A 22,695-nucleotide genomic window follows, 5' to 3' on the forward strand; every position below is an offset into this window, starting at 1 on the left:
GCGTGTGCGGGGGTCGTTGTTTCAGAACAACACAGTGGACGCGAGCAACTGAGGACAAGCCCTCGGCCTATTAGTACCGGTCAACTCCACCCCTCACAGGGCTTCCATATCCGGCCTATCAACCCAGTCGTCTACTGGGAGCCTTACCCTCTCAAAGGAGGTGGGAGTGCTCATCTCGAAGCAGGCTTCCCGCTTAGATGCTTTCAGCGGTTATCCCTCCCGAACGTAGCCAACCAGCCATGCCCTTGGCAGGACAACTGGCACACCAGAGGTTCGTCCGTCCCGGTCCTCTCGTACTAGGGACAGCCCTTCTCAACACTCCTACGCGCACAGCGGATAGGGACCGAACTGTCTCACGACGTTCTAAACCCAGCTCGCGTACCGCTTTAATGGGCGAACAGCCCAACCCTTGGGACCTACTCCAGCCCCAGGATGCGACGAGCCGACATCGAGGTGCCAAACCATCCCGTCGATATGGACTCTTGGGGAAGATCAGCCTGTTATCCCCGGGGTACCTTTTATCCGTTGAGCGACGGCGCTTCCACAAGCCACCGCCGGATCACTAGTCCCTACTTTCGTACCTGCTCGACCCGTCAGTCTCACAGTCAAGCTCCCTTGTGCACTTACACTCAACACCTGATTGCCAACCAGGCTGAGGGAACCTTTGGGCGCCTCCGTTACCCTTTAGGAGGCAACCGCCCCAGTTAAACTACCCACCAGACACTGTCCCTGATCCGGATCACGGACCCAGGTTAGACATCCAGCACGACCAGAGTGGTATTTCAACGACGACTCCACGACAACTGGCGTTGCCGCTTCACAGTCTCCCACCTATCCTACACAAGCCGAACCGAACACCAATATCAAGCTATAGTAAAGGTCCCGGGGTCTTTCCGTCCTGCTGCGCGAAACGAGCATCTTTACTCGTAATGCAATTTCACCGGGCCTGTGGTTGAGACAGTCGAGAAGTCGTTACGCCATTCGTGCAGGTCGGAACTTACCCGACAAGGAATTTCGCTACCTTAGGATGGTTATAGTTACCACCGCCGTTTACTGGCGCTTAAGTTCTCAGCTTCGCCCGACCGAAATCGGACTAACCGGTCCCCTTAACGTTCCAGCACCGGGCAGGCGTCAGTCCGTATACATCGCCTTACGGCTTCGCACGGACCTGTGTTTTTAGTAAACAGTCGCTTCTCGCTGGTCTCTGCGGCCACCACCAGCTCAGGGAGCAAGTCCCGTCACCAGCAATGGCCCCCCTTCTCCCGAAGTTACGGGGGCATTTTGCCGAGTTCCTTAACCACAGTTCACCCGAACGCCTCGGTATTCTCTACCTGACCACCTGAGTCGGTTTGGGGTACGGGCCGCCATGAAACTCGCTAGAGGCTTTTCTCGACAGCATAGGATCATCCACTTCACCACAATCGGCTCGGCATCAGGTCTCAGACTTCGTGTTGCGCGGATTTGCCTACGCAACGTCCTACACCCTTACCCCGGGACTACCACCGCCCGGGCTGGACTACCTTCCTGCGTCACCCCATCGCTCACCTACTACCCCGTTGGGTCACCGGCTCCACCACGTCCCATTGTCCGAAGACTCCGGGCGGCTTCACGGGCTTAGCATCAAGAGGTTCGACGTTGGCGCTTCAAAGCGGGTACGGGAATATCAACCCGTTGTCCATCGACTACGCCTGTCGGCCTCGCCTTAGGTCCCGACTTACCCTGGGCAGATCAGCTTGACCCAGGAACCCTTGGTCAATCGGCGCAAGAGTTTCCCACTCTTGTATCGCTACTCATGCCTGCATTCTCACTCGTGAACCGTCCACAACTCGATTCCTCGGCTGCTTCACCCGGCACACGACGCTCCCCTACCCATCACAGCAGGCGTTGGCCCTATATGCTGCAATGACACGACTTCGGTGGTGTGCTTGAGCCCCGCTACATTGTCGGCGCGGAATCACTTGACCAGTGAGCTATTACGCACTCTTTCAAGGGTGGCTGCTTCTAAGCCAACCTCCTGGTTGTCTCTGCGACTCCACATCCTTTCCCACTTAGCACACGCTTAGGGACCTTAGTCGGTGTTCTGGGCTGTTTCCCTCTCGACCATGGAGCTTATCCCCCACAGTCTCACTGCCGCGCTCTCACTTACCGGCATTCGGAGTTTGGCTAAGGTCAGTAACCCGGTAAGGCCCATCGCCTATCCAGTGCTCTACCTCCGGCAAGAAACACGCGACGCTGCACCTAAATGCATTTCGGGGAGAACCAGCTATCACGGAGTTTGATTGGCCTTTCACCCCTAACCACAGGTCATCCCCCAGGTTTTCAACCCTGGTGGGTTCGGTCCTCCACACGGTCTTACCCGCGCTTCAACCTGCCCATGGCTAGATCACTCCGCTTCGGGTCTTGGGCATGCAACTCGAACGCCCTATTCGGACTCGCTTTCGCTACGGCTACCCCACACGGGTTAACCTCGCTACACACCGCAAACTCGCAGGCTCATTCTTCAAAAGGCACGCAGTCACAGCCCGAAGGCTGCCCCCACGGCTTGTAGGCACACGGTTTCAGGTACTATTTCACTCCGCTCCCGCGGTACTTTTCACCATTCCCTCACGGTACTATCCGCTATCGGTCACCAGGGAATATTTAGGCTTAGCGGGTGGTCCCGCCAGATTCACACGGGATTTCTCGGGCCCCGTGCTACTTGGGAGAAGCTCAAGCGAGCCGTACAGATTTCGTCTACGGGGGTCTTACCCTCTACGCCGGACCTTTCGCATGTCCTTCGACTACCCATACGGTTTCTGACTCGCCCAGCCGCCGGCAGACGACTGAAGAACCTTCCCACAACCCCGTCGTGGCAACCCCTGCCGGGTCTCACACCACAACGGTTTGGCCTCATCCGGTTTCGCTCGCCACTACTCCCGGAATCACGGTTGTTTTCTCTTCCTGCGGGTACTGAGATGTTTCACTTCCCCGCGTTCCCTCCACACTGCCTATGTGTTCAGCAGCGGGTGACAGCCCATGACGACTGCCGGGTTTCCCCATTCGGACACCCCCGGATCAAAGCTCGGTTGACAGCTCCCCGGGGCCTATCGCGGCCTCCCACGTCCTTCATCGGTTCCTGGTGCCAAGGCATCCACCGTGCGCCCTTAAAAACTTGGCCACAGATGCTCGCGTCCACTGTGCAGTTCTCAAACAACGACCAGACACCCAAACCCGACACCCCACAACAGGGCGCCCGGCATGAGGCCGGCATCCATGAGGCAACTCCCGTTCCCTCAGGACCCAACAACGTGCCCGACCCGGTCCCTTGCAAGCAGTCGCGTTCCACGCCCCCGAAGAAGGCAGTACTGGCGGCTTGCGCCGAACCGTGCCGAATAGTCAACGTTCCACCCATGAGCAACCGTGCGAGACATGCGCTCGCATTCGGCTATGTGCTCCTTAGAAAGGAGGTGATCCAGCCGCACCTTCCGGTACGGCTACCTTGTTACGACTTCGTCCCAATCGCTGGTCCCACCTTCGACGGCTCCTCCCCTTGCGGGTTAGGCCACCGGCTTCGGGTGTTACCGACTTTCGTGACGTGACGGGCGGTGTGTACAAGGCCCGGGAACGTATTCACCGCAGCATGCTGATCTGCGATTACTAGCAACTCCAACTTCATGGGGTCGAGTTGCAGACCCCAATCCGAACTGAGACCGGCTTTTTGGGATTCGCTCCGCCTCGCGGCATCGCAGCCCTTTGTACCGGCCATTGTAGCACGTGTGCAGCCCAAGACATAAGGGGCATGATGATTTGACGTCGTCCCCACCTTCCTCCGAGTTGACCCCGGCAGTCTCCTGTGAGTCCCCGACATTACTCGCTGGCAACACAGAACAAGGGTTGCGCTCGTTGCGGGACTTAACCCAACATCTCACGACACGAGCTGACGACAACCATGCACCACCTGTACACCGACCACAAGGGGCGCCCATCTCTGGACGTTTCCGGTGTATGTCAAGCCTTGGTAAGGTTCTTCGCGTTGCGTCGAATTAAGCCACATGCTCCGCTGCTTGTGCGGGCCCCCGTCAATTCCTTTGAGTTTTAGCCTTGCGGCCGTACTCCCCAGGCGGGGAACTTAATGCGTTAGCTGCGGCACCGACGACGTGGAATGTCGCCAACACCTAGTTCCCAACGTTTACGGCGTGGACTACCAGGGTATCTAATCCTGTTCGCTCCCCACGCTTTCGCTCCTCAGCGTCAGTAATGGCCCAGAGATCCGCCTTCGCCACCGGTGTTCCTCCTGATATCTGCGCATTTCACCGCTACACCAGGAATTCCGATCTCCCCTACCACACTCCAGCCTGCCCGTATCGAATGCAGACCCGGGGTTGAGCCCCGGGCTTTCACATCCGACGCGACAGGCCGCCTACGAGCTCTTTACGCCCAATAATTCCGGACAACGCTCGCACCCTACGTATTACCGCGGCTGCTGGCACGTAGTTAGCCGGTGCTTCTTCTGCAGGTACCGTCACTTGCGCTTCTTCCCTGCTGAAAGAGGTTTACAACCCGAAGGCCGTCATCCCTCACGCGGCGTCGCTGCATCAGGCTTTCGCCCATTGTGCAATATTCCCCACTGCTGCCTCCCGTAGGAGTCTGGGCCGTGTCTCAGTCCCAGTGTGGCCGGTCGCCCTCTCAGGCCGGCTACCCGTCGTCGCCTTGGTGGGCCGTTACCCCACCAACAAGCTGATAGGCCGCGGGATCATCCTGAACCGCCGGAGCTTTCCACCGCAGAACATGCATCCTGCGGTCGTATCCGGTATTAGACCTCGTTTCCAAGGCTTGTCCCAGAGTTCAGGGCAGATTCCCCACGTGTTACTCACCCGTTCGCCACTGATCCACCCCGAAGGGCTTCACCGTTCGACTTGCATGTGTTAAGCACGCCGCCAGCGTTCGTCCTGAGCCAGGATCAAACTCTCCGTGAATGTCTCCACGGGGAGCGGCACGGCAACCACCGGAATAAGGCGGCCCCGCGCACTGCGTCCTCGCTAGTGTTTACTTCAAAAGGAATCTCCAACCCCGACAAACGTCGAGGCCGGGGATGTCAACATATCTGGCGTTGACTTTTGGCACGCTGTTGAGTTCTCAAGGAACGGACACTTCCTTCGGACCGCATTCCTGCGGACCCTCCGGGCGCTTCGTTCTTTCGTGTTTCCAGCTTACCAGAGGTTTTTCGCTCTGATTTCCATTCCCGCTGGAGTGGGAATTCCTTCGACTTCGCTGCAGACCTTATCAAAAGCTCTGCACTGCTCTGCTTCGGGGTTTTGCCGGAACCGGGCCAGCATCCTCTCGGACGCGATGCCTCGCTTCGGCGGTGTCGTAGACACTACGCTCGGGCGGACTGTATGTCCAGTCGCTCCCAACCGTTCAAACCTACTAGCCCATAGGAGCCACGTCAATGGTCCCGCCGGGTTGATCATCAGGCTACCAGGTTTGGCGGGCCGTCCATGACCACGCCACGCCGCAGCAAGCGGCGCGTCACCGGAAGCGGCAAGGGCCACGAGGGCCGCCAGTGCCCCAGCGAGGCCCGGAGCCCGGAGCCCGGAGCGCGGTGCGGGCGGTCAGCCGACCATCGGCTGGTGCTCGGTGCGGTCGGCGGCTTCGACGTCGCCGGTTTCGCCGGCGGTGGCGGCGTGCTTGCCGAGGACCAGGGCGTAGAGGAGGAAGAGGGCTTCGACGGTGAGGCCGATGCCGATGCGGAGCCAGCTGGGGAGGGCGGAGCCGGTGATGAAGCCCTCGATGAAGCCGGTGACCATCAGGACGGCGGTGAGGCCGATGACGGAGCCGATGACCGCGCGGCCCTCTTCGGCGAGGGCGACGGTGCGGGTGCGGGGGCCGGGGTCGACGACGGTCCAGCCGAGGCGGAGGCTGAGGCCGCCGGCGACGAAGATCGCGGTGATTTCGAGCAGGCCGTGCGGGATGAGCAGGCCGAGGAAGAGCTGGAGGTGGTCGGCCGAGGCCATGATGCCGATGCCGCTGCCCAGGTTGAGGACGTTGACCAGCAGGATGTACAGGACCGGGACGCCGAGCAGGACGGCCGAGATCAGGCACTGGGCGGCGACCCAGGCGTTGTTGGTCCACACCTGGGCGGCGAAGTTCGCCGAGGGGTGTTCGGTGTAGTAGGCCTCGAACTCGCCGCCGGGCTTGGTGAGTTGCTCGTACTGCTCGGGTGAGAGCAGGGACTTGATCATCTCGGGGTGGGTGCCCGTCCACCAGGCGACGACGGCGCTGAGGAGGAAGGAGACCGCGCCGACGGTGAGCCACCAGCGGCGGGTGCGGTAGAGGATCGCGGGGAAGCCGGCGGTGAAGTAGTGGGCGGCGTCGCGCCAGGAGGAGGCGCGGGCGCCGGCGACGGCGTTGCGGCCGCGGACGACCAGGGTGGTGAGCCGGCCCTCGACGCCGGGGTGCGGGGCAGCTGCCTGGACCTGGGCGAGGTGGCTGGTGGCGCGCTGGTAGAGGGCGATCAGCTCGTCGGACTCCTCGCCGGTGAGCCGTCGGCGGCTGCTGAGGACCTCCAGCCGGTGCCACTCGGCCTGGTGGGCGGCGACGAAGACGTCCAGGTCCATGGCGGCTCTCTCCGGGGGCGCGGTGGGGCGGGCCGCGGGCACTGGTCGGTGTGCGGCCGGGCTGGTTGCGGGGCTTAGCTTGCCAGAGCGGGCGGGCGGTGTGCCGGGGGACGCCGGAAGCGTCGGACCGGGGTTACCCGCGGGGGGTGCCCGGCCTTATGTTTGCCGCTGTTGGTCGAGGGGTCGGACCGGGCGACGTGGGGTCGCCGGCGGGCCGCGGAGCGGAGCGGGTGGGTGGCGTGAGCGAGCTGGTGACCGGCGAGGCGGTCGTCCTGGGGTTGCGGACGGCGCAGCTGCCGTCGCGGGCGCTGGCCCGGCTGCTGGACTGGGTGGTGTACGTGATGGCGTACTTCATCCTGAGCGTGGGGCTGATGCTGGGGCTCTCCGACCTGGAGATGGCCGCCGCGATGGCGTTCGAGATCTCGGTGTTCGTGTTCTGCACGGTGCTGCTGCCGGTGCTGGTCGAGACGCTGTCGCACGGGCGGTCGCTGGGGAAGGTCGCGCTGGGGCTGCGGGTGGTGCGGATGGACGGCGGTCCGATCCGGTTCCGGCACGCGCTGGTGCGGGGGCTGGTCGGGGTGATCGACTTCGGGCTGTTCGCGCTGCCCGCGGTGCTGTCCGCGCTGATATCGGTGAAGGGGCGCCGGCTCGGCGACATCTTCGGCGGGACGATGGTGGTCCGGGAGCGGCTGCCGCAGAGCGCCCGGGACCAGGGGTCGGTGCCGCCGGTGCCGCCGCAGGTGATGCACGCGCTGGGCGCGGACCTGGTGGCGCTGGACCTGTCCGCGGTGCCGGACGGGCTGTGGCTGTCGTCGCGCCAGGTGCTGAGCCGGATGCACGAGTTGGACCAGCCGGTGGCGGCGGGGCTGGGCGACCGGCTGGCCGCGGACCTGGCGCAGCGGACGGGGTGGCCGGTGCCGGCGGGGCTGCCGTCGCTGGTGTACCTGGGGGCGGTGTCGATGGAGCGGCAGCGCCGGGAGTGGGAGCGGGCGTCGGCCGCGGCGATGGCGGCCTACGCGGCGCAGACCGGGTACGGGGTGCCGGCGGGGTACGGCGGCGGGGTGCCGTTCCAGCAGGCCCCGGTGCCGATGCCGATGCCGATACCGCCGCAGGCGCCGGGCCCGGAGCCGGCGCAGCCGGTGCGGCAGCTCGGGTACCCGCAGGCTCCGGCGCAGCCGGTGGCGTTCGAGAAGCCCGCGGCACCGATGGCGCCGGCCGGGTCGCCCGTCCTGCCGCCGCCCGTGCCGCCGATGTCCGCGCCGGCGCCGGTCGAGTCCGGTTCGGCGGGCGGGTTCGCGCCGCCGGCCTGAGCGGTTCGGCGGGCCGGAGGAACGGGGCTCGGGGTTCAGCGGCGCGGGTTGGGCGGGGAGTCGAGTTCTTCGAGTTCGATGCCGGGGGCGCCGAGCAGGACGTCCCCGGTGAGGTGGAGGTCGCGGACCTCGCCGGTGTCGAGGTCGGTGACCCGGTAGTGCTCGACCGGGAGCGGGCCGCTGTCGGTGGGGTGGTCCTGGACGGAGTGGAGCTGCCAGCCCTGGTCGAGGGTGCGGGGGGCGAGGGCGTCGCCGGTGAAGGAGACCAGGCGGATCCGGGCACTGGCGCCGGGGTCGAGGGCGAGCAGCCGGGCGGTGGCGACCAGGAAGGCCGGGGAGTCGCCGGTGAAGGCGTGCGCCCGGTCCTCCCCCTCGGTGGCTTCCCCGGTTCCCGCAGCATCGGCGCGGACCCAGTGGACGCCTTCGAGCGCGCCGCCGCGGACCTGCCAGCCGCCGGAGCGGAGTTCGAGCCGGATCGGGCGGTGGCGGGCGTCCAGGGTGAGGTCGGTGGTGCCCTGGACGGTGCCGTCGGGGCGGTAGCGCTTGGCGACGTAGCGCCAGCCGGCGGGGCCGGGGGCGCACTGGAAGCGCTCCTCGCCGAGCGGGGTTCCGTCGTGCGGGTCGTGGAGGGAGTAGCGGCCGTTCGGCATGGGGGGAAGCCTACGTAACCGGTGGTGCAACCTTCTCGGGGGCCGGTCGCATCAGGGGGTCGGCGGCGCGACCCGTGCCGCCGGTGACGGAGAGGGAGGGCGCCGGGATGGCGGAGCCGACGCGGGACGAGGAGTTCACCGCGTTCGTGGCGTCCAGGGCGGTCTGGTTGCGGAAGGTCGCGTACCTGCTGTGCGCGGACTGGCACCGGGCGGACGACCTGGTGCAGGAGAGCATCACCAAGCTGTACACCCACTGGGGCCGGGCGAGCCGGGCGGAGAACCGGGACGGCTACGCGCGGACGGTGCTGGTGAACACCTTCCTGGCCGAGCAGCGCACCGCGTGGTGGCGGCGGACCAGGCCCGCGGCGCGGACGCCGGAGGGGGCGGCGGCCGCGGGGCCGGACCTGGCGGTGTCGCTGGACCTGCGGGAGGCGTTGGCGGCGCTGCCGCCGCGGCAGCGGGCGACGCTGGTGCTGCGCTACTACTGCGATCTGTCGGTCGAGCAGACCGCGGCCGAGCTGGGGTGTTCCAGCGGCAACGTGAAGAGCCAGAGTTCGCGGGCGCTGGAGGCGCTGCGGCGTTCGCCGGCGCTGCGTCCGGCGGGGAGGTCAGGGGCATGAGCGGGAAAGGCGAGGAGCTGTCCGTGCGGATGGCGCGGTACGTGGCGGTGGAGGAGGAGGCGGCGCCGCCCTCGCGGGTGGATCCGGCGCTGGCGGTGCTGCGGGGCCGGGCGGTGCTGCGCCGGCGGCGGTGGACGGTGGTCGCGGCGGCCGCGGCGGTGGTGCTGTCGGCGGGGTCGTTCGCCGTGCTGGGCCCGGGGGGCGGGGCGGATCCGGCGGGGATCCGGGTCTCCCGGCAGAGCGCGTCGCCGTCCGGGGGGATTTCGGCGCCGCCGGCGACGAGGCGGACGGTGCTGACCGCGCCGGCCCGGTTCGGCTGGCTGCCGGATTCGGTGACGGCGGTGGAGTACCGCTCGGGGGCGGGCGGTTCGGACGTGGTCGCCGAGGTGGGCGCGGCGGGGAGCGCCAAGTGGGGCCAGTTCGTGCTGACGGCGTTCCCGGAGGGGGTGACGCCGGACGTGGACCCGCTGATCGGCACGGGGGACGGGCTGCGGATCGCGGCGCCGCCGGTGAACGGGCAGGAGGCGTACTGGGTGTCGTCGAGCGATCCGGCGTTCGCGGCGAGGACGGACCTGCTGCGCTTCCGCGGCGCGGACGGGATCTGGTACCAGCTGGACAGTTCGGGCCTGGCGGAGGAGGACCGGCAGTCGGTGCCGCTGCGGATCGCGGCGGGGGTGACGGTGGGCCGGTACACGCCGGCGATGCCGCTCGCGCTGTCCTCGCTGCCGGCCGACACCGTGGTCACCCGGGCGTCGCTGCGCCGGGCGGTGAACGGGCAGGACCTGTGGCGGGCCGAGGTGGGCTTCCAGCAGAACGGTTCGCACGACGTCACGGTGTCGGCGGAGCCGGGCGGGGGGAACGCGTACGTCCCGCCGAACTCGCAGTCCACCGGCGCGCCGGGGCTGGAGGGGGGAACGGTGCCGCTGCCGGATCCGGCGGCGTGCGCGTCCGGCGGCGGGGTGCGCCGGTGCGTGCGGGAGGTGCAGCCGGGGTCGGACGCGGACGCCTCGCTGGCGGTCTGGCTGGACCGGGTGGTGTCGCGCGGCACGGACGACTCCGGCTGGTCGGTCGACGTGCTGCCGTAGCGGTCCCGGACGCGCCGGTGCCCCGGTGCTCCCCGCGCGGGGGGCACCGGGGCACCGGGCTGTGCTCAGTAGCGGCTCAGTAGCGGTACTGCTCGGCCTTGTACGGGCCCTCGACCGGGACGCCGATGTAGTCGGCCTGCTCCTGGGTGAGGGTGGTGAGCTTGACGCCCAGCGCGTCCAGGTGGAGGCGGGCGACCTTCTCGTCCAGGTGCTTGGGGAGGACGTACACGCCGACCGGGTACTGCTCGGTCTTGGTGAACAGCTCGATCTGCGCGATGGTCTGGTTCGCGAAGGAGTTGGACATCACGAACGAGGGGTGGCCGGTCGCGTTGCCGAGGTTGAGCAGGCGGCCCTCGGAGAGCACGATGATGGTCTTGCCGTCGGCCTTGCGCCACTCGTGGACCTGCGGCTTGACCTCGGTCCGGACCACGCCGGGGAGCTTGGCGAGGCCGGCCATGTCGATCTCGTTGTCGAAGTGGCCGATGTTGCCGACGATGGCCTGGTGCTTCATCCGCTCCATGTGGGAGGCCAGGATGATGTCCTTGTTGCCGGTGGTGGTGACGAAGATGTCGGCGATCCCCACCACGTCCTCGAGGGTGGTGACCTGGTAGCCGTCCATGGCGGCCTGCAGGGCGCAGATCGGGTCGATCTCGGTGATGATGACCCGGGCGCCCTGGCCGCGGAGCGACTCGGCGCAGCCCTTGCCGACGTCGCCGTAGCCGCAGACGACGGCGACCTTGCCGCCGATCAGGACGTCGGTGGCGCGGTTGATGCCGTCGATCAGGGAGTGGCGGCAGCCGTACTTGTTGTCGAACTTCGACTTGGTGACGGCGTCGTTGACGTTGATGGCCGGGAACAGCAGCTTGCCGTCGCGGTGCATCTCGTACAGGCGGTGGACGCCGGTGGTGGTCTCCTCGGTGACGCCCTTGATGGTGGCGGCGACCTCGGTCCACTTCTGCGGGGTCTCGACCAGGGTGCGGTTGAGGAGCTCCAGGATGATCCGGAACTCGTCGTTGTCCGCGGTGTCGGGGGACGGCGCGGCGCCGGCCTTCTCGAACTCGACGCCCTTGTGGATCAGCAGGGTGGCGTCACCGCCGTCGTCCAGGATCATGTTGGGGGTCTGGCCGTCGGGCCAGGTGAGCGCCTGCTCGGTGCACCACCAGTACTCCTCCAGGGTCTCGCCCTTCCAGGCGAAGACCGGGACGCCCTGCGGGTCCTCGGGGGTGCCCTCGGGGCCGACCGCGATGGCGGCGGCGGCGTGGTCCTGGGTGGAGAAGATGTTGCAGGAGCACCAGCGGACCTCGGCGCCCAGGGCGGTGAGGGTCTCGATCAGGACGGCGGTCTGCACGGTCATGTGCAGCGAGCCGGTGATCCGGGCGCCCGCGAGCGGCTGGCTGGCGGCGTACTCGGCGCGGATCGACATCAGGCCGGGCATCTCGTGCTCGGCGAGCTGGATCTCCTTGCGGCCGAACGGGGCCAGGGAGAGGTCGGCGACCTTGAAGTCGCCGGTGGGCTGGTTCGACATTCGAACTCCTCGCGGGATGGGCCTGGTTACGGGTGTGCTGAGCGGCAGAGGGCGCGGTGGGCGGCCCTCTGCTGCGGCACAATCCGTCGGAGGACCTCTCTCCCTCGACCGGAGCCGGGCTCCGATCGACCGCCATCAGCAGCGACGTTTGGCACTGCCGACGAATCTACACCGAACGGGCGCGGCTCAGTGGGCGTTCGGGCCCGGTCCGCCGGGAGTGGCGTCGGCGTCGGGGCCCGCCAGGGCCTTCTCCTCGGAGTAGATGTCGGGCTCCAGGTAGATCGCGCGGGCGATCGGCACGGCCTTGCGGACCCGGACCTCGGCGTGGTCGATCGCCTCGGCGATCACCGCGGCGCTGTCCTCGGCGTTGACGCCGATCTTGGCGGCGACCAGCAGTTCCTCGGGGCCGACGTGCAGGGTGCGCATGTGGATCACCGAGGTGACGGTGTCGTGGTCGACCAGCGCGGCCCGGATCTTCGCCACCACGTCGGCGTCGGCGGACTCGCCGATCAGCAGCGACTTGGTCTCCAGCGCCAGCACCAGCGCGATGACCACCAGCAGCACGCCGATGCACAGGGTGCCGATGCCGTCCCAGACCGCGTCGCCGGTGGCGGCGCTCAGGCCGACGCCGAGCAGCGCCAGCACCAGGCCGACCAGCGCGCCGGAGTCCTCCAGCAGCACCACCGGCAGCTCGGGGGCCTTGGCCCGGCGGATGTACGCGGACCAGCCGTGCTGGCCCTTGTCCTTCGACGCCTCCTTGTAGGCGGTGAGGAAGGAGTAGCCCTCCAGCAGGATGGCGAAGACCAGCACGCCGACCGGCCAGTACCAGTTCTCCAGCTCGTGCGGGTGGGCGATCTTCTCGTAGCCCTCGTAGATGGCGAACATGCCGCCGATGCTGAACAGCACGATGGAGACCAGGAACCCGTACACGTACCGCTCGCGGCCGTAGCCGAACGGGTGCTCCTCGGTGGCGGCGCGCTTCGAGCGCTTGCCGCCGACCAGCAGCAGCACCTGGTTGCCGGAGTCGGCGATCGAGTGCACGCCCTCGGCGAGCATCGAGGACGACCCCGAGAACGCGAACGCCACGAACTTGCTGACCGCGATCCCCAGGTTCGCGGACAGTGCCGCGACCAGTGCCTTGGTGCCGCCTTCGGTACTCAACCCCGTGTCCCTCCGCGTGGGCCCGGGCTTTGCCGGGCCTTGGTTGACGAAGGGACGATACCGTGTCAGCCCCGGGTGGCCAGGCCCAGGTACACGGCGGCGAAGTCGGTCAGGCCGATCAGCTCGGCCAGTGCCTGCACCGGGTCCTCCAGGCTGGAGGCGTGCTCGGTGATCCGCACCTCGTGGGCGGCGGCCAGTCGGCGGGCCCGGGCCACCGGCCAGCCGGGCTGCTCGAGTTCGGCCACGCCCGGGGTGTGGCGGAGCATCAGGACCTGGAGCTGGAGCGGCACCGGCTCGTCGACCCGGTCGCGGAAGAAGTCGTCGGGGTCGGTCCCGCCACCGAGCCGGCCGGCGAACATGCCTCGGTGCGCGGTCAGCGCCTGCGGGAGGCGGGCGGCCAGCGCGGGCAGGCCGCCCGGTCGGCCAGCGCGGCGGCGAACCGCTCCCCGCGGCGGCGGCCGGGGCGCCCTCGGACCACAGCAGCGGGACGGTCTCGGCGAGCCGGGCAGCCAGCGTCTTCGCCGGGTTGTCGTACGACTGGGCGTCGGGGCGGCAGCGCACCGCGACCTCGTCGAGGCGGTCGGCTGCGGCCTCCAGCGCGCCGGGGGCGAGCTGGGCGGCGCCGACCCGGTCGGCCAGGGTGAGCAGCGGGGCCAGGAAGGCCCAGAGCGCGGCCGGGTCCTCGGCCGGGAGGTCGGGTTCGGCGTCGGAGCCCTCCGGCTCCAGCGTGCTCGGTTCGAACGGCAGCGGCAGGGCGCGCACCTGGAGCGCCGCCTCGAACAGTTCGGAGCCCTCGGGGGCGATCACCGCGATCGCGCAGCCGCGGGTGTACGCCTGCTCGGCCAGGTTGATCAGGCCGCCCTCGCGGCCGTTCTCGCTGGCCACCACGATCAGGTCCAACGACCCGGCCCAGCCGGGCAGTTGCCACGTCCCACCGTCGGTGAAGGCGAACCCGCCGGGGCGGGCGTCGGACGGCGGCAGCGGCCAGACCTGGCAGCTGGGCACGGCCAGTGCGGCCAGCGTGCCGGCCGCGGTCAGCGCGGCGCCGTGGCCGGCCACCAACACCGCGCGCGGCCGCCCGTCCGGGTTCAGCGCGTTGACGCCGGCCGCGTCGGCCCGGCGCAGGGCGATCCGGATCCGGGCGCCCGCTCCGGCCAGGGCCAGCAGTTCGCGCCGGCGGTCGGCGCGCTGCACGGCGGCCCGGTCGTCCAGCAGGGAGTCGTCGAACATGGCGGCTGGCCTCCAGCGACTGGCGGGGCAGGGGTCAGGACGGGCGGCGGGCCTCGTCCACCAGCAGGACCGGGATGCCGTCGCGCACCGGGTAGACCAGGCCGCAGCCCTCGCCGGTGCAGCGCAGCTCGTGCACCTCGCCCTCGGTCTCCTCGTCGAGCGGGGAGCGGCACTCCGGGCAGACCAGGATCTCCAGCAGGAAGGACGGCAGGCTCATGGCGGTCGGACTCCGGGGCTCGGGAAGACGGCGGTACGGGAAGCCGGTGACACAGCAGTACCCCGGCCGGTGGCAACCCTACCGGCCGGGGCACGCGAAAAGTCAGCGGCGGGCTGACTCCGGGGCGGTCAGCCGCGGACGATCGCCAGCACGCCGTCGCGCAGCTCGGCCATCTTCGCCGGGTCCTTGGCCTCGGTGTTCAGGCGCAGCAGCGGCTCGGTGTTGGAGGCGCGCAGGTTGAACCACCAGTCCGGGCCGGCCACGGTGAGGCCGTCGAGCTCGTCGGTGGTGACGCCCTCCAGGCCGGCGTAGGCGGCGCGGACCTTCTCGGTGGCGGCGGCCTGGTCGGCGACGGTGGAGTTGATCTCGCCGGAGGCGGCGTACCGCTCGTACTTCGCGGTCAGCGCGGACAGCGGGCCGTCCTGCCCGCCGAGCGCGGCCAGCACGTGCAGCGCGGCCAGCATGCCGGTGTCAGCGCGCCAGAAGTCTCGGAAGTAGTAGTGCGCGGAGTGCTCGCCGCCGAAGACCGCGTCGGTGTTCGCCATCTCCTGCTTGATGAAGGAGTGGCCGACCCGGGTGCGGACCGGGACGCCGCCGAGGTCGCGGACCACCTCGGGCACCGTCCAGGAGGTGATCAGGTTGTGGATGATCGTCGGGTTGGCCTCGCCGGCGGCCTGGGCGCGGGCGATCTCGCGCTCGGCGACCAGGGCGGTGATCGCGGACGGGGAGACCGGGTCGCCGTTCTCGTCGATGACGAAGCAGCGGTCGGCGTCGCCGTCGAAGGCCAGGCCGAGGTCGGCGCCGACCTCGCGGACCTTGGCCTGCAGGTCGACCAGGTTGGCCGGGTCCAGCGGGTTGGCCTCGTGGTTGGGGAAGGTGCCGTCCAGCTCGAAGTACATCGGGACGACGTCCAGCGGCAGGCCGTCGAAGACGGTGGGGACGGTGTGGCCGCCCATGCCGTTGCCCGCGTCCACCGCGACCTTGAGCGGGCGGATCGCGGTCAGGTCGACCAGCTTACGCAGGTGGTCGGCGTAGCCGCCCAGGGTCTCCTTGGCGGAGAGGGTGCCCACGGCGGCGGGCGCGGCGGCCGGGACGTGCACCTTGCCGTCGGTCTCGGCGGCAAGCCAGGACTCGACCAGCTCGCGGATCTCCGACAGCCCGGTGTCCTGGCCGACCGGGGCGGCGCCCGCGCGGCACAGCTTGATGCCGTTGTACTGGGCCGGGTTGTGCGAGGCGGTGAACATCGCGCCGGGCAGGTCCAGGCTGCCGCTGGCGTAGTACAGCTGGTCGGTGGAGCACAGCCCGATCTCCACCACGTCGGCGCCGCGGGAGGCCGCGCCCTCGGCGAAGGCGCGGGACAGCGACGGCGAGGAGGGGCGCATGTCGTGGCCGACGACCACCGCGCTGCCGCCGACCACCTCGACGAAGGCCGCACCGAAGGCGTACGCCAGCGACTCGTCCCACTGGTCCGGCACGACGCCCCGGACGTCGTACGCCTTCACAAGCTGCTTGAGGTCCCGCACCAGAATGCTCCCGTGTGTGTGCTGCGACGTGCCGCGGAGGGACGGCGGAGGCCGGTCCGGACCGCAGAGGGGCAGCGTACCGGGCGCCGGTGGCCGCTCGGCGGTGCCCTCGCTCAGCTCTCCGGGGAGCGCAGCACCCGCAGGTGGCCGCGGCGGCCGGACTCGCCCTCCGGGGGCGGGCCCTGACGCGGCGTGCGCTCCTGCGGGCGGGCCGCCTCGCGCACCGCGTTGGCCAGCGCCTCCAGGTCGTCGCTGCTGCGCCGCAGCGGGCCGGTGTCGCCGGCCAGCCGGACCACGTCCCAGCCGCGCGGGGCGGTCAGGCGCTCGGCATGCTCGGCGCACAGGTCGTAGCAGTGCGGTTCCGCGTAGGTCGCCAGCGGGCCGAGCACCGCGGTGGAGTCCGCGTAGACGTACGTCAGCGTCGCCACGGCCGGGCGGCCGCACGCAGTGCGCGAACAACGACGTACAGAGCTCACGAGGGTGGACGGTACCGCAAGTCGGACCGGCCCGCGAAGACCCGCCCCCGGCTCGCGTGTCAGCTCGCCGTTACGCGCCGTGCTGGAGTGGTCCACTTCCGGGCATCCAGGGACTACGCTCGACACTGCTATGGACAGCTCGACACCCCCGTCCCCGCCCGGTTCCGGCCGCCGCAAGCACCGCGACCGGCACGGCCGCGGCATGCGCGGGCCGCTGGCCCCGCCGCAGGTGCCCATCTCGCTGACCCGCTCCGAGCTCTTCGACGACTACGTCCGGGAGTCCATGGAGCGCCTGGTGCGGCGCTGGCCCCAGCTGGAGGACGTGGAGTTCGCCGTCCTGGAGGTCCCGCTGCCGGCCAAGGGCGAGCCCGAGCCGGACGCCGTCCCGCTCGGCCGGGTGGTCGGCGGCGCGCCGGGGCGGCGCAGCCGGATCCTGGTCTACCGGCGGCCGGTGGAGATCCGCGCCAAGTCCAAGGAGGACCGGGCGGCGCTGGTGCACGAGATCCTGATCGAGCAGGTCGCCGAGCTGCTGGGGCTGTCGCCGGACGCGATCGACCCCCGGTACGGCGAGGAGTAGCGCCGCGTCCGGGGGTCGTACCGGGGGTCGGTTCAGCGGCCGGTGAGGACCACGCCGGGGTCGCCGACGACGTGCGGGACCTCGACGGTGGCGTGGTCGTCGCGGAACTGCTGGGTGGTGAAGGTGGGGACGTCCTTGGTGACGGCGCTGAGCTGGCGGGTGGCCAGCACGGGGCCGCCGCTGACGGTCCGGAGGGTGAGCGCGTAGGGGCCGTTGGCGTCGGCGGGGTCGATCCCGTCGACGGTGACGGTGGTGCCGGCCGGGACGTCGACGTCCTTGCTCGCGGGGGTGCCGCCGGCGGCGCCGGCCGAGCTGCTGACCTTGACCTTGGCGTCGCTGTCGACGGCGGTGAGGATCAGCTTGGTCTGGCCGGCCCGGTTGTCGGCGACGGAGGCGCGGGCGCCGATCGGGTTGCCGCCGGCCAGCCAGGCGGACTCGGTCTTGCCCTTGTTCTCCCGGTCGACCCGCAGGCCGGCCACGATCGGGGTGGGGTGGCCCTCGCTGGAGGGGGTGAGCCGGATCGCGCTCGCGCCCTCCCGGGTCTGCTCGGTGAACTGGAAGTCGAGGGCGGCGGTCATGCCCGCCTTGACGTGCACGGTCTCGTGGCCCGCGGGTGTGAACCAGCCGTTCTTGCCGGAGAGTTGGACCTTGAGGTCGGCGTCGTCGGCGGAGTCGGTGGCGACCACCAGGTGGGCGGTGGTGACGTCTTCGGGGATGCCTGGGATGACCACGGAGGGGCTGGGGTCGGCGGAGGGCTCCAGCCAGTCGGTGCCCTTGCCGGTGTCGACGGCGTGCACGCCCGCGCCGATCCGGCCGCTGCGGGTGACCACGTGCAGGGCGAGGTTGTCGACCGGGCCCTTGGTGAGGCTGCTGAGGCTCATCGTCTCGTACTTGCCGGGGGCGATGGCGATGCCGGTGGCGAGCTCGTTGTCGATCTGGCCCTTGTCGCCGTACATCCGCAGGTCGACGACGGCGGGCAGGCTGTCGGCGTTGACCAGGGTGACGTAGTCGACCCGGTTGGCGGCGGTGCTCGCGCCGGAGAACCAGAAGCTGGTGCCGGAGGGGATGCAGTCGGCGCCGGACAGGCTGGGGCCGCTCTGCTCGGAGGTGGTGACCTGGGTGGCGGTGAAGCCGGGGGCCAGGTTGCCGGTGGCGACCGCGAAGCTGCCGGGGGCGGTGTCGGTGTTGGCGGCGGGGCCGGTGACCGGGACGCCGGGCTTGGCCAGCGAGATCCGGGCGTCCACCACGGGAACGGCGGCGGCGCCCGGGCTGCCGGAGGGCTGCCCGGCCGGGGCCGGGGCCGGGCCGGACGGGGCGGCCGGGGCCCCGGCGGCGGCGGGCTGCGCGGGGTTCTGCGCGGCGATCACGTTGTCGGGGGTGGTGTCGGCGAGCAGGCCGGTGCCGGTGCTGCCGGTGCCGCCCTCGGGGCTGAACAGGGTGAGGGAGGTGGAGCCGGTGACGCCCTGCATCGGCGGCGGGCAGACCAGCGCGGAGCGCTCGACCTGCGCGGTGGTGCGCCGGCCGGCGGCCGCGGCGGGGCGGCCGGGGCGCGCAGCTCGGCGATGCCGAACACCAGGCCGAGCACGGCCACGCCGGCCAGCAGGGACTGGCCGGTGCGGCTGCCGCCGGCCACGGCGCTCAGGCCGGGGGCCTTGAGCTTGGGCGCCTTCAGGGTGGGCTTCTTCATCGCGGGTCAGCTCCCCGTCCCGGGCTGCTGCGGGTGGCCGCCGCCGTAGGGGTCGTTGGGGTCGTAGTAGGTGGTGGGCTGCTGCTGTTCGGGCAGCCAGGTCTGCTGCTGCCCGTCCTGCTGCGGGTAGCCGGCGGCGTACGGGTCGGTCCAGCCCTGGGCGGGCGGGGTGTCGTAGCCGTAGGCCGGCTGCTGGCCGTACGGGTCGTAGCCGTCGCCCTGCGGGGGCGCGCCGACCGGCTGCTGCTGGGTGTAGTCGTAGCCGTAGCCGTCGGACTGGTAGCCCTGCTGCTGGTACGGGTCGGCCTGGTACGGGTCCGCCTGGTAGGGGTCGGCCTGGTACGGGTCGGCGAACGGCTCGGGGTCGGGCCGGTAGGGCTCCGGGTCGGGCTCGGCGGTCTGCTGGGCGGGGACGCCGGGGGCGTAGACGCCGGGTTCGGCCTGCGGGTCCTCGCCCTCGCCGCGTTCGGCCATCCGGCGGGCCCGGCGGCTGCCGGGGGCGGGCGCCTGGGCCTGGGCCTGGGCGGCCAGCGCCTGGGCGGCGACGACGTCCTCGGGGATGTCGTCGTCGTTGGTGTTGCGGCGTCCGGGCAGGGCCAGGACCAGCACGACCGCGCCGAGCGCGAGCCGACCCCAGGACCAGGCGGTGTGGGCGACGCTGCCGGCGCGGGTGACGTCGAGCCGGCCGCCCTCGGCGGGCAGGGTGAAGCCCTGGGCCCAGCCGTCGACGGTGACGGGCGTCAGGGCCTTGCCGTTCAGGGTGGCCTGCCAGTCGCCGTCGGCCTGTTCGGCGAGCCGCAGCTGGCGGCCGGCCGGGCCGGCCGGGACGGTGGTCCAGATGTCGTGCCGGCCGGCCGGGACGACCAGCGGGACGGTGCCGGGGCTGGTGATCTGCGCCCGGGTGCCGGGGACGCTGGTGATCTGCCACAGGCCGGTGCCGTTGTCGAGGCTGAGCCGGACGATGCCGGGCGTGGTGTCCAGGACGTCGCGGACCTTGGCGATCACCGGGTCCTTCACCTCGACGTAGCTGATGCCGTACCCGGCCAGGGTGCGGGCCAGGTCGCCGCCGGAGCCGGCCAGCAGCTTGGCGGTGAGCGGGGAGAGCTGCCCGTCGTCGGCGGCGTCCACGGTGCCCTCGGCCTGGCCGGTGGTCAGGCCGGCGCCGCGCACCAGCGCGTACCGGACGGCGGCGCCGTCGGCGTCGCCGGTGACCACCAGGGTGCGGGAGCGGTCGGTGGTGTTGCCGGACTCCGCGATGAACGCCGGGACCTGCGCGTCGGTGCCGCGCCGCAGCGGGCCGTCGGCGCCGGTGAGGGCCCACCAGACGGCGGTGCCGACCGGGGCGAGCACGGCGGCGGCCAGCACCAGCGCGGCGACCGGCTGGCGCCAGCCGAAGGCGATGCCGGAGACCCGGGTGTTGGCGCCGTCGGCGCCGATCGCGGCGGCGGCCAGCAGCGCGACGCCGGCCAGCAGGGTGGCGGGGCCGGCCCAGGCGGCGGTCTCGGGGCCGCCGGAGGCGGGGGTGACGGCGGTGCCGGCCACCGCGACCGAGAACAGCAGCCCGGCGGCGGCGGCGCCCCAGGCGGCCAGCACGGCGCGGCGGCGGTCGGCGCGCAGCAGCGCGGCGAGGGCGGCCAGCACCACGCCGGCGGAGAGCCAGACGGGGGGCGTGCCGGCGCCGCCGGGGTTGACCAGGACCAGGCCGAGCGGGTCGGCGGCCGGGCCGTTGAAGCCGGGGACGCCGGCCTCCAGCAGCAGCCGGGAGGGGTTCGTGAGCACCTGGAGCGACCAGGGGGCGAGCACCAGGACCGGCACGCCGAGGATCACCAGGACGCGCAGGCCGAGCAGCCGCACCGCCTGGACGCCGGAGCCGAACGCGCCGCCGCGGAGCACCGCGTGGGCCAGCGCGGCCAGGCAGAGCGGGACGGCGATGGCCCAGGTGAGCGGGACGAAGGCGGTGCAGACGGTGAGCATCAGCACCGTCATCCAGGCGGACCGCCAGCCGGGGCGGGCGCCCTTGGCGGCGGTCTCCTTGCGGATGCCGAGGCCGGCGGTGATCGCGGCGGCGCGGGCCAGCGGGGGCAGCAGCACGGCGAGCACGGCGGTGCCGATCCGGCCCTGGGCGAGCGCGCCGGTGGCGGCGGGCAGCAGCGCGTAGGTGGCGCTGGCCCAGGCGCGGACGGCCTTGGAGGCGATCAGCGGGCGGGAGACCAGGTAGGCGCTGACCGCGGCGAGCGGGACGGAGAGCACCACGAGCAGGGTGAGCGCGAGGTCGGCGTGGTCGAACAGCGCCCAGGAGAGGATCGACAGCACCGCGAGGTAGGGCGGGGCGGTGGCGGTGGAGCCGGTGCCGACGGCGTGCCAGGGCGCGGCGTACGCGTCCCACAGGCCGGCCGCGCCGTCCGCGGCGGGCAGCAGGGCGCCGCCCTGGAGGTAGCCGGAGCCGATCAGGTTGCGGCAGGCGGCGAGCGCGAACAGCAGCAGGGCGGCGAACAGCACCGGGGCCGGGCGCCGCACCAACTTCTTGAGCAGGGCGAACTGTTCGACCACCAGGTCGTCGGCGTCCTCGTCGCCGGGGCCGGACTCGACCGAGCCGTGCCGGCCGCCGGTGTCGTCGGTGCCGCCGATGCCGAGCGAGGAGACGACGTTCTCGACGGCCAGCCGGACGGTGGCGCCGGGGGCGGGGAACAGCGTGCGGTCGTCCAGCGAGTCGACCGAGCGGGTCTTGCGGCGGCGGGCCCGGGAGGCCATCAGCCGGGGCAGGCGCAGCAGTTCGTGGCCGAGGCCGGCGATCTCGTCGTAGGCCTGCCGGGGGTCCTTGCCGACCAGGTTGACCAGCACCCGGAGCAGGGTGCCGACGACCAGCCGGAGCAGGGTGTACGGGAAGAGCAGGCCCTTGGAGTTGGCGAGCAGGGTGTAGACGGCGCCTGCCTTGTCGACCCGGTGCGGGTGGGCGGGGGCGCAGTCGATGCTGCGGCGTTCGCGGCTGGCGGCCTCGGCGTGCCGGAGGACCGCGTCGGGGGCGACCACGACCCGGTGGCCGGCCGCGTTGACCCGCCAGCAGAAGTCGGTGTCGTCGCGCATCAGCGGCAACGCCTTGTCGAAGCCGCCGAGTTCCTCGAACACGTCGCGGCGCACCAGCATGCCGGCGGTGGAGACGGCGAGCACCGGGCGGACCTGGTCGTGCTGGCCCTGGTCCTGCTCGCGGCGGTCGAGGCCGGTCCAGCGGCGGCCGGAGCGGGCGATGGTGACGCCGACTTCGAGCAGTTGCCTGCGGTCGTACCAGGAGCGGAGCTTGGGGCCGACCACGGCGGCGGTCGGGGTGGAGTCGGCGACCTGGAGCAGCCGGCGCAGGGCGTCGGTCTGCGGTTCGCAGTCGTCGTGCAGCAGCCAGAGCCATTCGACCGGCTGGGTCTCGCGCGGTCCGCCGCGGCCGAAGTCGTCCTCGCCGCCGAGCGGGTCGCCGAAGTCGTCCCAGCCGCCGGTGACCGGGTCGTAGCCGGACGGGTCGAGGCTGTAGGAGAGGTCCTCGGGGCGCAGCGGGGGGCTGTTGAAGACGGCCTCGCCGACGGCGCGGCCGAAGCCGACCCGGCGGCCGAGGACCTGCGGGCCGCTGTCGGGGAGCCAGTCGCCGAGGGTGTCGGCGAGCAGTTGGGGCGAGTTGTCGGTGGAGCCGGTGTCCACCGCGAGGATCCGCTGGACCTGGCGGTCCTGGCCGAGCAGTCCGGCGAGCGCCTGCGGCAGCCAGCGGGCGCCGTCGTGCGAGACGATCACGGCGGTGACCAAGTGGCGCGGGTAGGCGGGCGGCCTGGCAGCGGAGAAGCCGCTCTGGTGGCTGTAGACAGTCATCGGGTGCGCGGACCACCGGTTCGGGTTTGACGGCAGATGACGCACCACACTAACGGCTCCGGGTGGCGCGATCGTCCCCGGCGGGTGTGAAAAGACGGTGCAGCGGGTAACGGGTCCGGCGGCGCGAGCGCGGCCGCGGCAGCACCCGGCGCGGCGGCCGGCGGCCGCGGCAGCACCCGGCGCGGCGGC

Annotated in this window: 14 protein-coding genes and 2 rRNA genes; 4 read left to right on the plus strand and 12 right to left on the minus strand. The window is 70.6% G+C overall.

The window, feature by feature from the left end; genetic code table 11:
- Nucleotides 1-50: 50 nt before the first annotated feature.
- The 3 genes from OU787_RS11330 to OU787_RS11340 form a co-directional block, all read right to left on the minus strand.
- Nucleotides 51-3,157: ribosomal RNA gene (locus OU787_RS11330) — 23S ribosomal RNA — on the minus strand.
- Between the two features lie 282 nt (nucleotides 3,158-3,439).
- Nucleotides 3,440-4,955 (minus strand): 16S ribosomal RNA (locus OU787_RS11335).
- Together the 16S and 23S rRNA genes form the textbook arrangement of a ribosomal RNA operon.
- A gap of 636 nt (nucleotides 4,956-5,591) precedes the next feature.
- On the minus strand, nucleotides 5,592-6,596 hold the full coding sequence (locus OU787_RS11340; RefSeq protein WP_268659253.1) for a stage II sporulation protein M: 1,005 nt from the start codon (nucleotides 6,594-6,596) through the stop codon (nucleotides 5,592-5,594).
- A 239-nt stretch (nucleotides 6,597-6,835) separates the two neighbouring features.
- On the opposite strand from OU787_RS11340, the gene OU787_RS11345 reads away from it, so the two are divergent.
- On the plus strand, nucleotides 6,836-7,906 hold the full coding sequence (locus OU787_RS11345) for an RDD family protein (RefSeq protein ID WP_268659254.1): 1,071 nt from the start codon (nucleotides 6,836-6,838) through the stop codon (nucleotides 7,904-7,906).
- Between the two features lie 35 nt (nucleotides 7,907-7,941).
- Here OU787_RS11345 and OU787_RS11350 read toward each other — a convergent pair whose 3' ends face one another.
- Nucleotides 7,942-8,556, minus strand: coding sequence for a hypothetical protein (locus OU787_RS11350; RefSeq protein WP_268659255.1), 615 nt, complete (start codon nucleotides 8,554-8,556; stop codon nucleotides 7,942-7,944).
- 107 nt (nucleotides 8,557-8,663) lie between these two features.
- Between OU787_RS11350 and OU787_RS11355 the strand changes: the two genes are divergently transcribed.
- Both OU787_RS11355 and OU787_RS11360 read left to right on the plus strand, forming a co-directional pair.
- Entirely contained in the window at nucleotides 8,664-9,176 is a 513-nt protein-coding gene (locus OU787_RS11355; protein ID WP_268659256.1) for a SigE family RNA polymerase sigma factor, read from the plus strand.
- Nucleotides 9,173-10,261, plus strand: coding sequence for a hypothetical protein (locus OU787_RS11360; protein WP_268659257.1), 1,089 nt, complete (start codon nucleotides 9,173-9,175; stop codon nucleotides 10,259-10,261). The genes OU787_RS11355 and OU787_RS11360 overlap by 4 nt, the downstream gene beginning before the upstream one ends.
- A gap of 76 nt (nucleotides 10,262-10,337) precedes the next feature.
- On the opposite strand, the gene ahcY is transcribed toward OU787_RS11360, so the two are convergent.
- From ahcY to OU787_RS11390, 6 genes are all read right to left on the minus strand, one after another.
- Nucleotides 10,338-11,786: an adenosylhomocysteinase gene (ahcY, locus tag OU787_RS11365; RefSeq protein ID WP_268659258.1), complete on the minus strand. Its 1,449-nt coding sequence runs from the start codon at nucleotides 11,784-11,786 to the stop codon at nucleotides 10,338-10,340.
- 186 nt (nucleotides 11,787-11,972) lie between these two features.
- Entirely contained in the window at nucleotides 11,973-12,947 is a 975-nt protein-coding gene (locus OU787_RS11370) for a cation diffusion facilitator family transporter (protein WP_030461912.1), read from the minus strand.
- A 65-nt stretch (nucleotides 12,948-13,012) separates the two neighbouring features.
- Nucleotides 13,013-13,306 (minus strand): hypothetical protein, encoded by a 294-nt coding sequence (locus OU787_RS11375; RefSeq protein ID WP_268659259.1) that lies wholly within the window; start codon nucleotides 13,304-13,306, stop codon nucleotides 13,013-13,015.
- Between the two features lie 905 nt (nucleotides 13,307-14,211).
- The gene (locus OU787_RS11380) at nucleotides 14,212-14,394 is read right to left on the minus strand and encodes a Trm112 family protein (protein ID WP_030461914.1); all 183 of its coding nucleotides are present in this window, start codon (nucleotides 14,392-14,394) and stop codon (nucleotides 14,212-14,214) included.
- 128 nt (nucleotides 14,395-14,522) lie between these two features.
- Nucleotides 14,523-15,920, minus strand: coding sequence for a phosphomannomutase/phosphoglucomutase (locus OU787_RS11385; RefSeq protein ID WP_268661848.1), 1,398 nt, complete (start codon nucleotides 15,918-15,920; stop codon nucleotides 14,523-14,525).
- A gap of 110 nt (nucleotides 15,921-16,030) precedes the next feature.
- The gene (locus tag OU787_RS11390) at nucleotides 16,031-16,456 is read right to left on the minus strand and encodes a DUF3499 domain-containing protein (protein ID WP_081967094.1); all 426 of its coding nucleotides are present in this window, start codon (nucleotides 16,454-16,456) and stop codon (nucleotides 16,031-16,033) included.
- 67 nt (nucleotides 16,457-16,523) lie between these two features.
- Here OU787_RS11390 and OU787_RS11395 point away from each other — a divergent pair, with 67 nt between their 5' ends.
- On the plus strand, nucleotides 16,524-16,970 hold the full coding sequence (locus OU787_RS11395; RefSeq protein ID WP_030461917.1) for a metallopeptidase family protein: 447 nt from the start codon (nucleotides 16,524-16,526) through the stop codon (nucleotides 16,968-16,970).
- Between the two features lie 32 nt (nucleotides 16,971-17,002).
- Here the strand turns inward: OU787_RS11395 and OU787_RS11400 are convergent, their stop codons facing one another.
- Together OU787_RS11400 and OU787_RS11405 are read right to left on the minus strand one after the other, a co-directional pair.
- Nucleotides 17,003-18,439, minus strand: coding sequence for a DUF5719 family protein (locus OU787_RS11400; RefSeq protein WP_268659260.1), 1,437 nt, complete (start codon nucleotides 18,437-18,439; stop codon nucleotides 17,003-17,005).
- Between the two features lie 224 nt (nucleotides 18,440-18,663).
- Nucleotides 18,664-22,506, minus strand: a complete 3,843-nt coding sequence (locus OU787_RS11405) for a glycosyltransferase (RefSeq protein WP_268659261.1) — start codon at nucleotides 22,504-22,506, stop codon at nucleotides 18,664-18,666.
- Nucleotides 22,507-22,695: the final 189 nt, after the last annotated feature.

Origin of the sequence: Kitasatospora sp. YST-16, assembly GCF_026802215.1 — a bacterium.
GTDB classification, from domain to species: domain Bacteria; phylum Actinomycetota; class Actinomycetes; order Streptomycetales; family Streptomycetaceae; genus Kitasatospora; species Kitasatospora cineracea.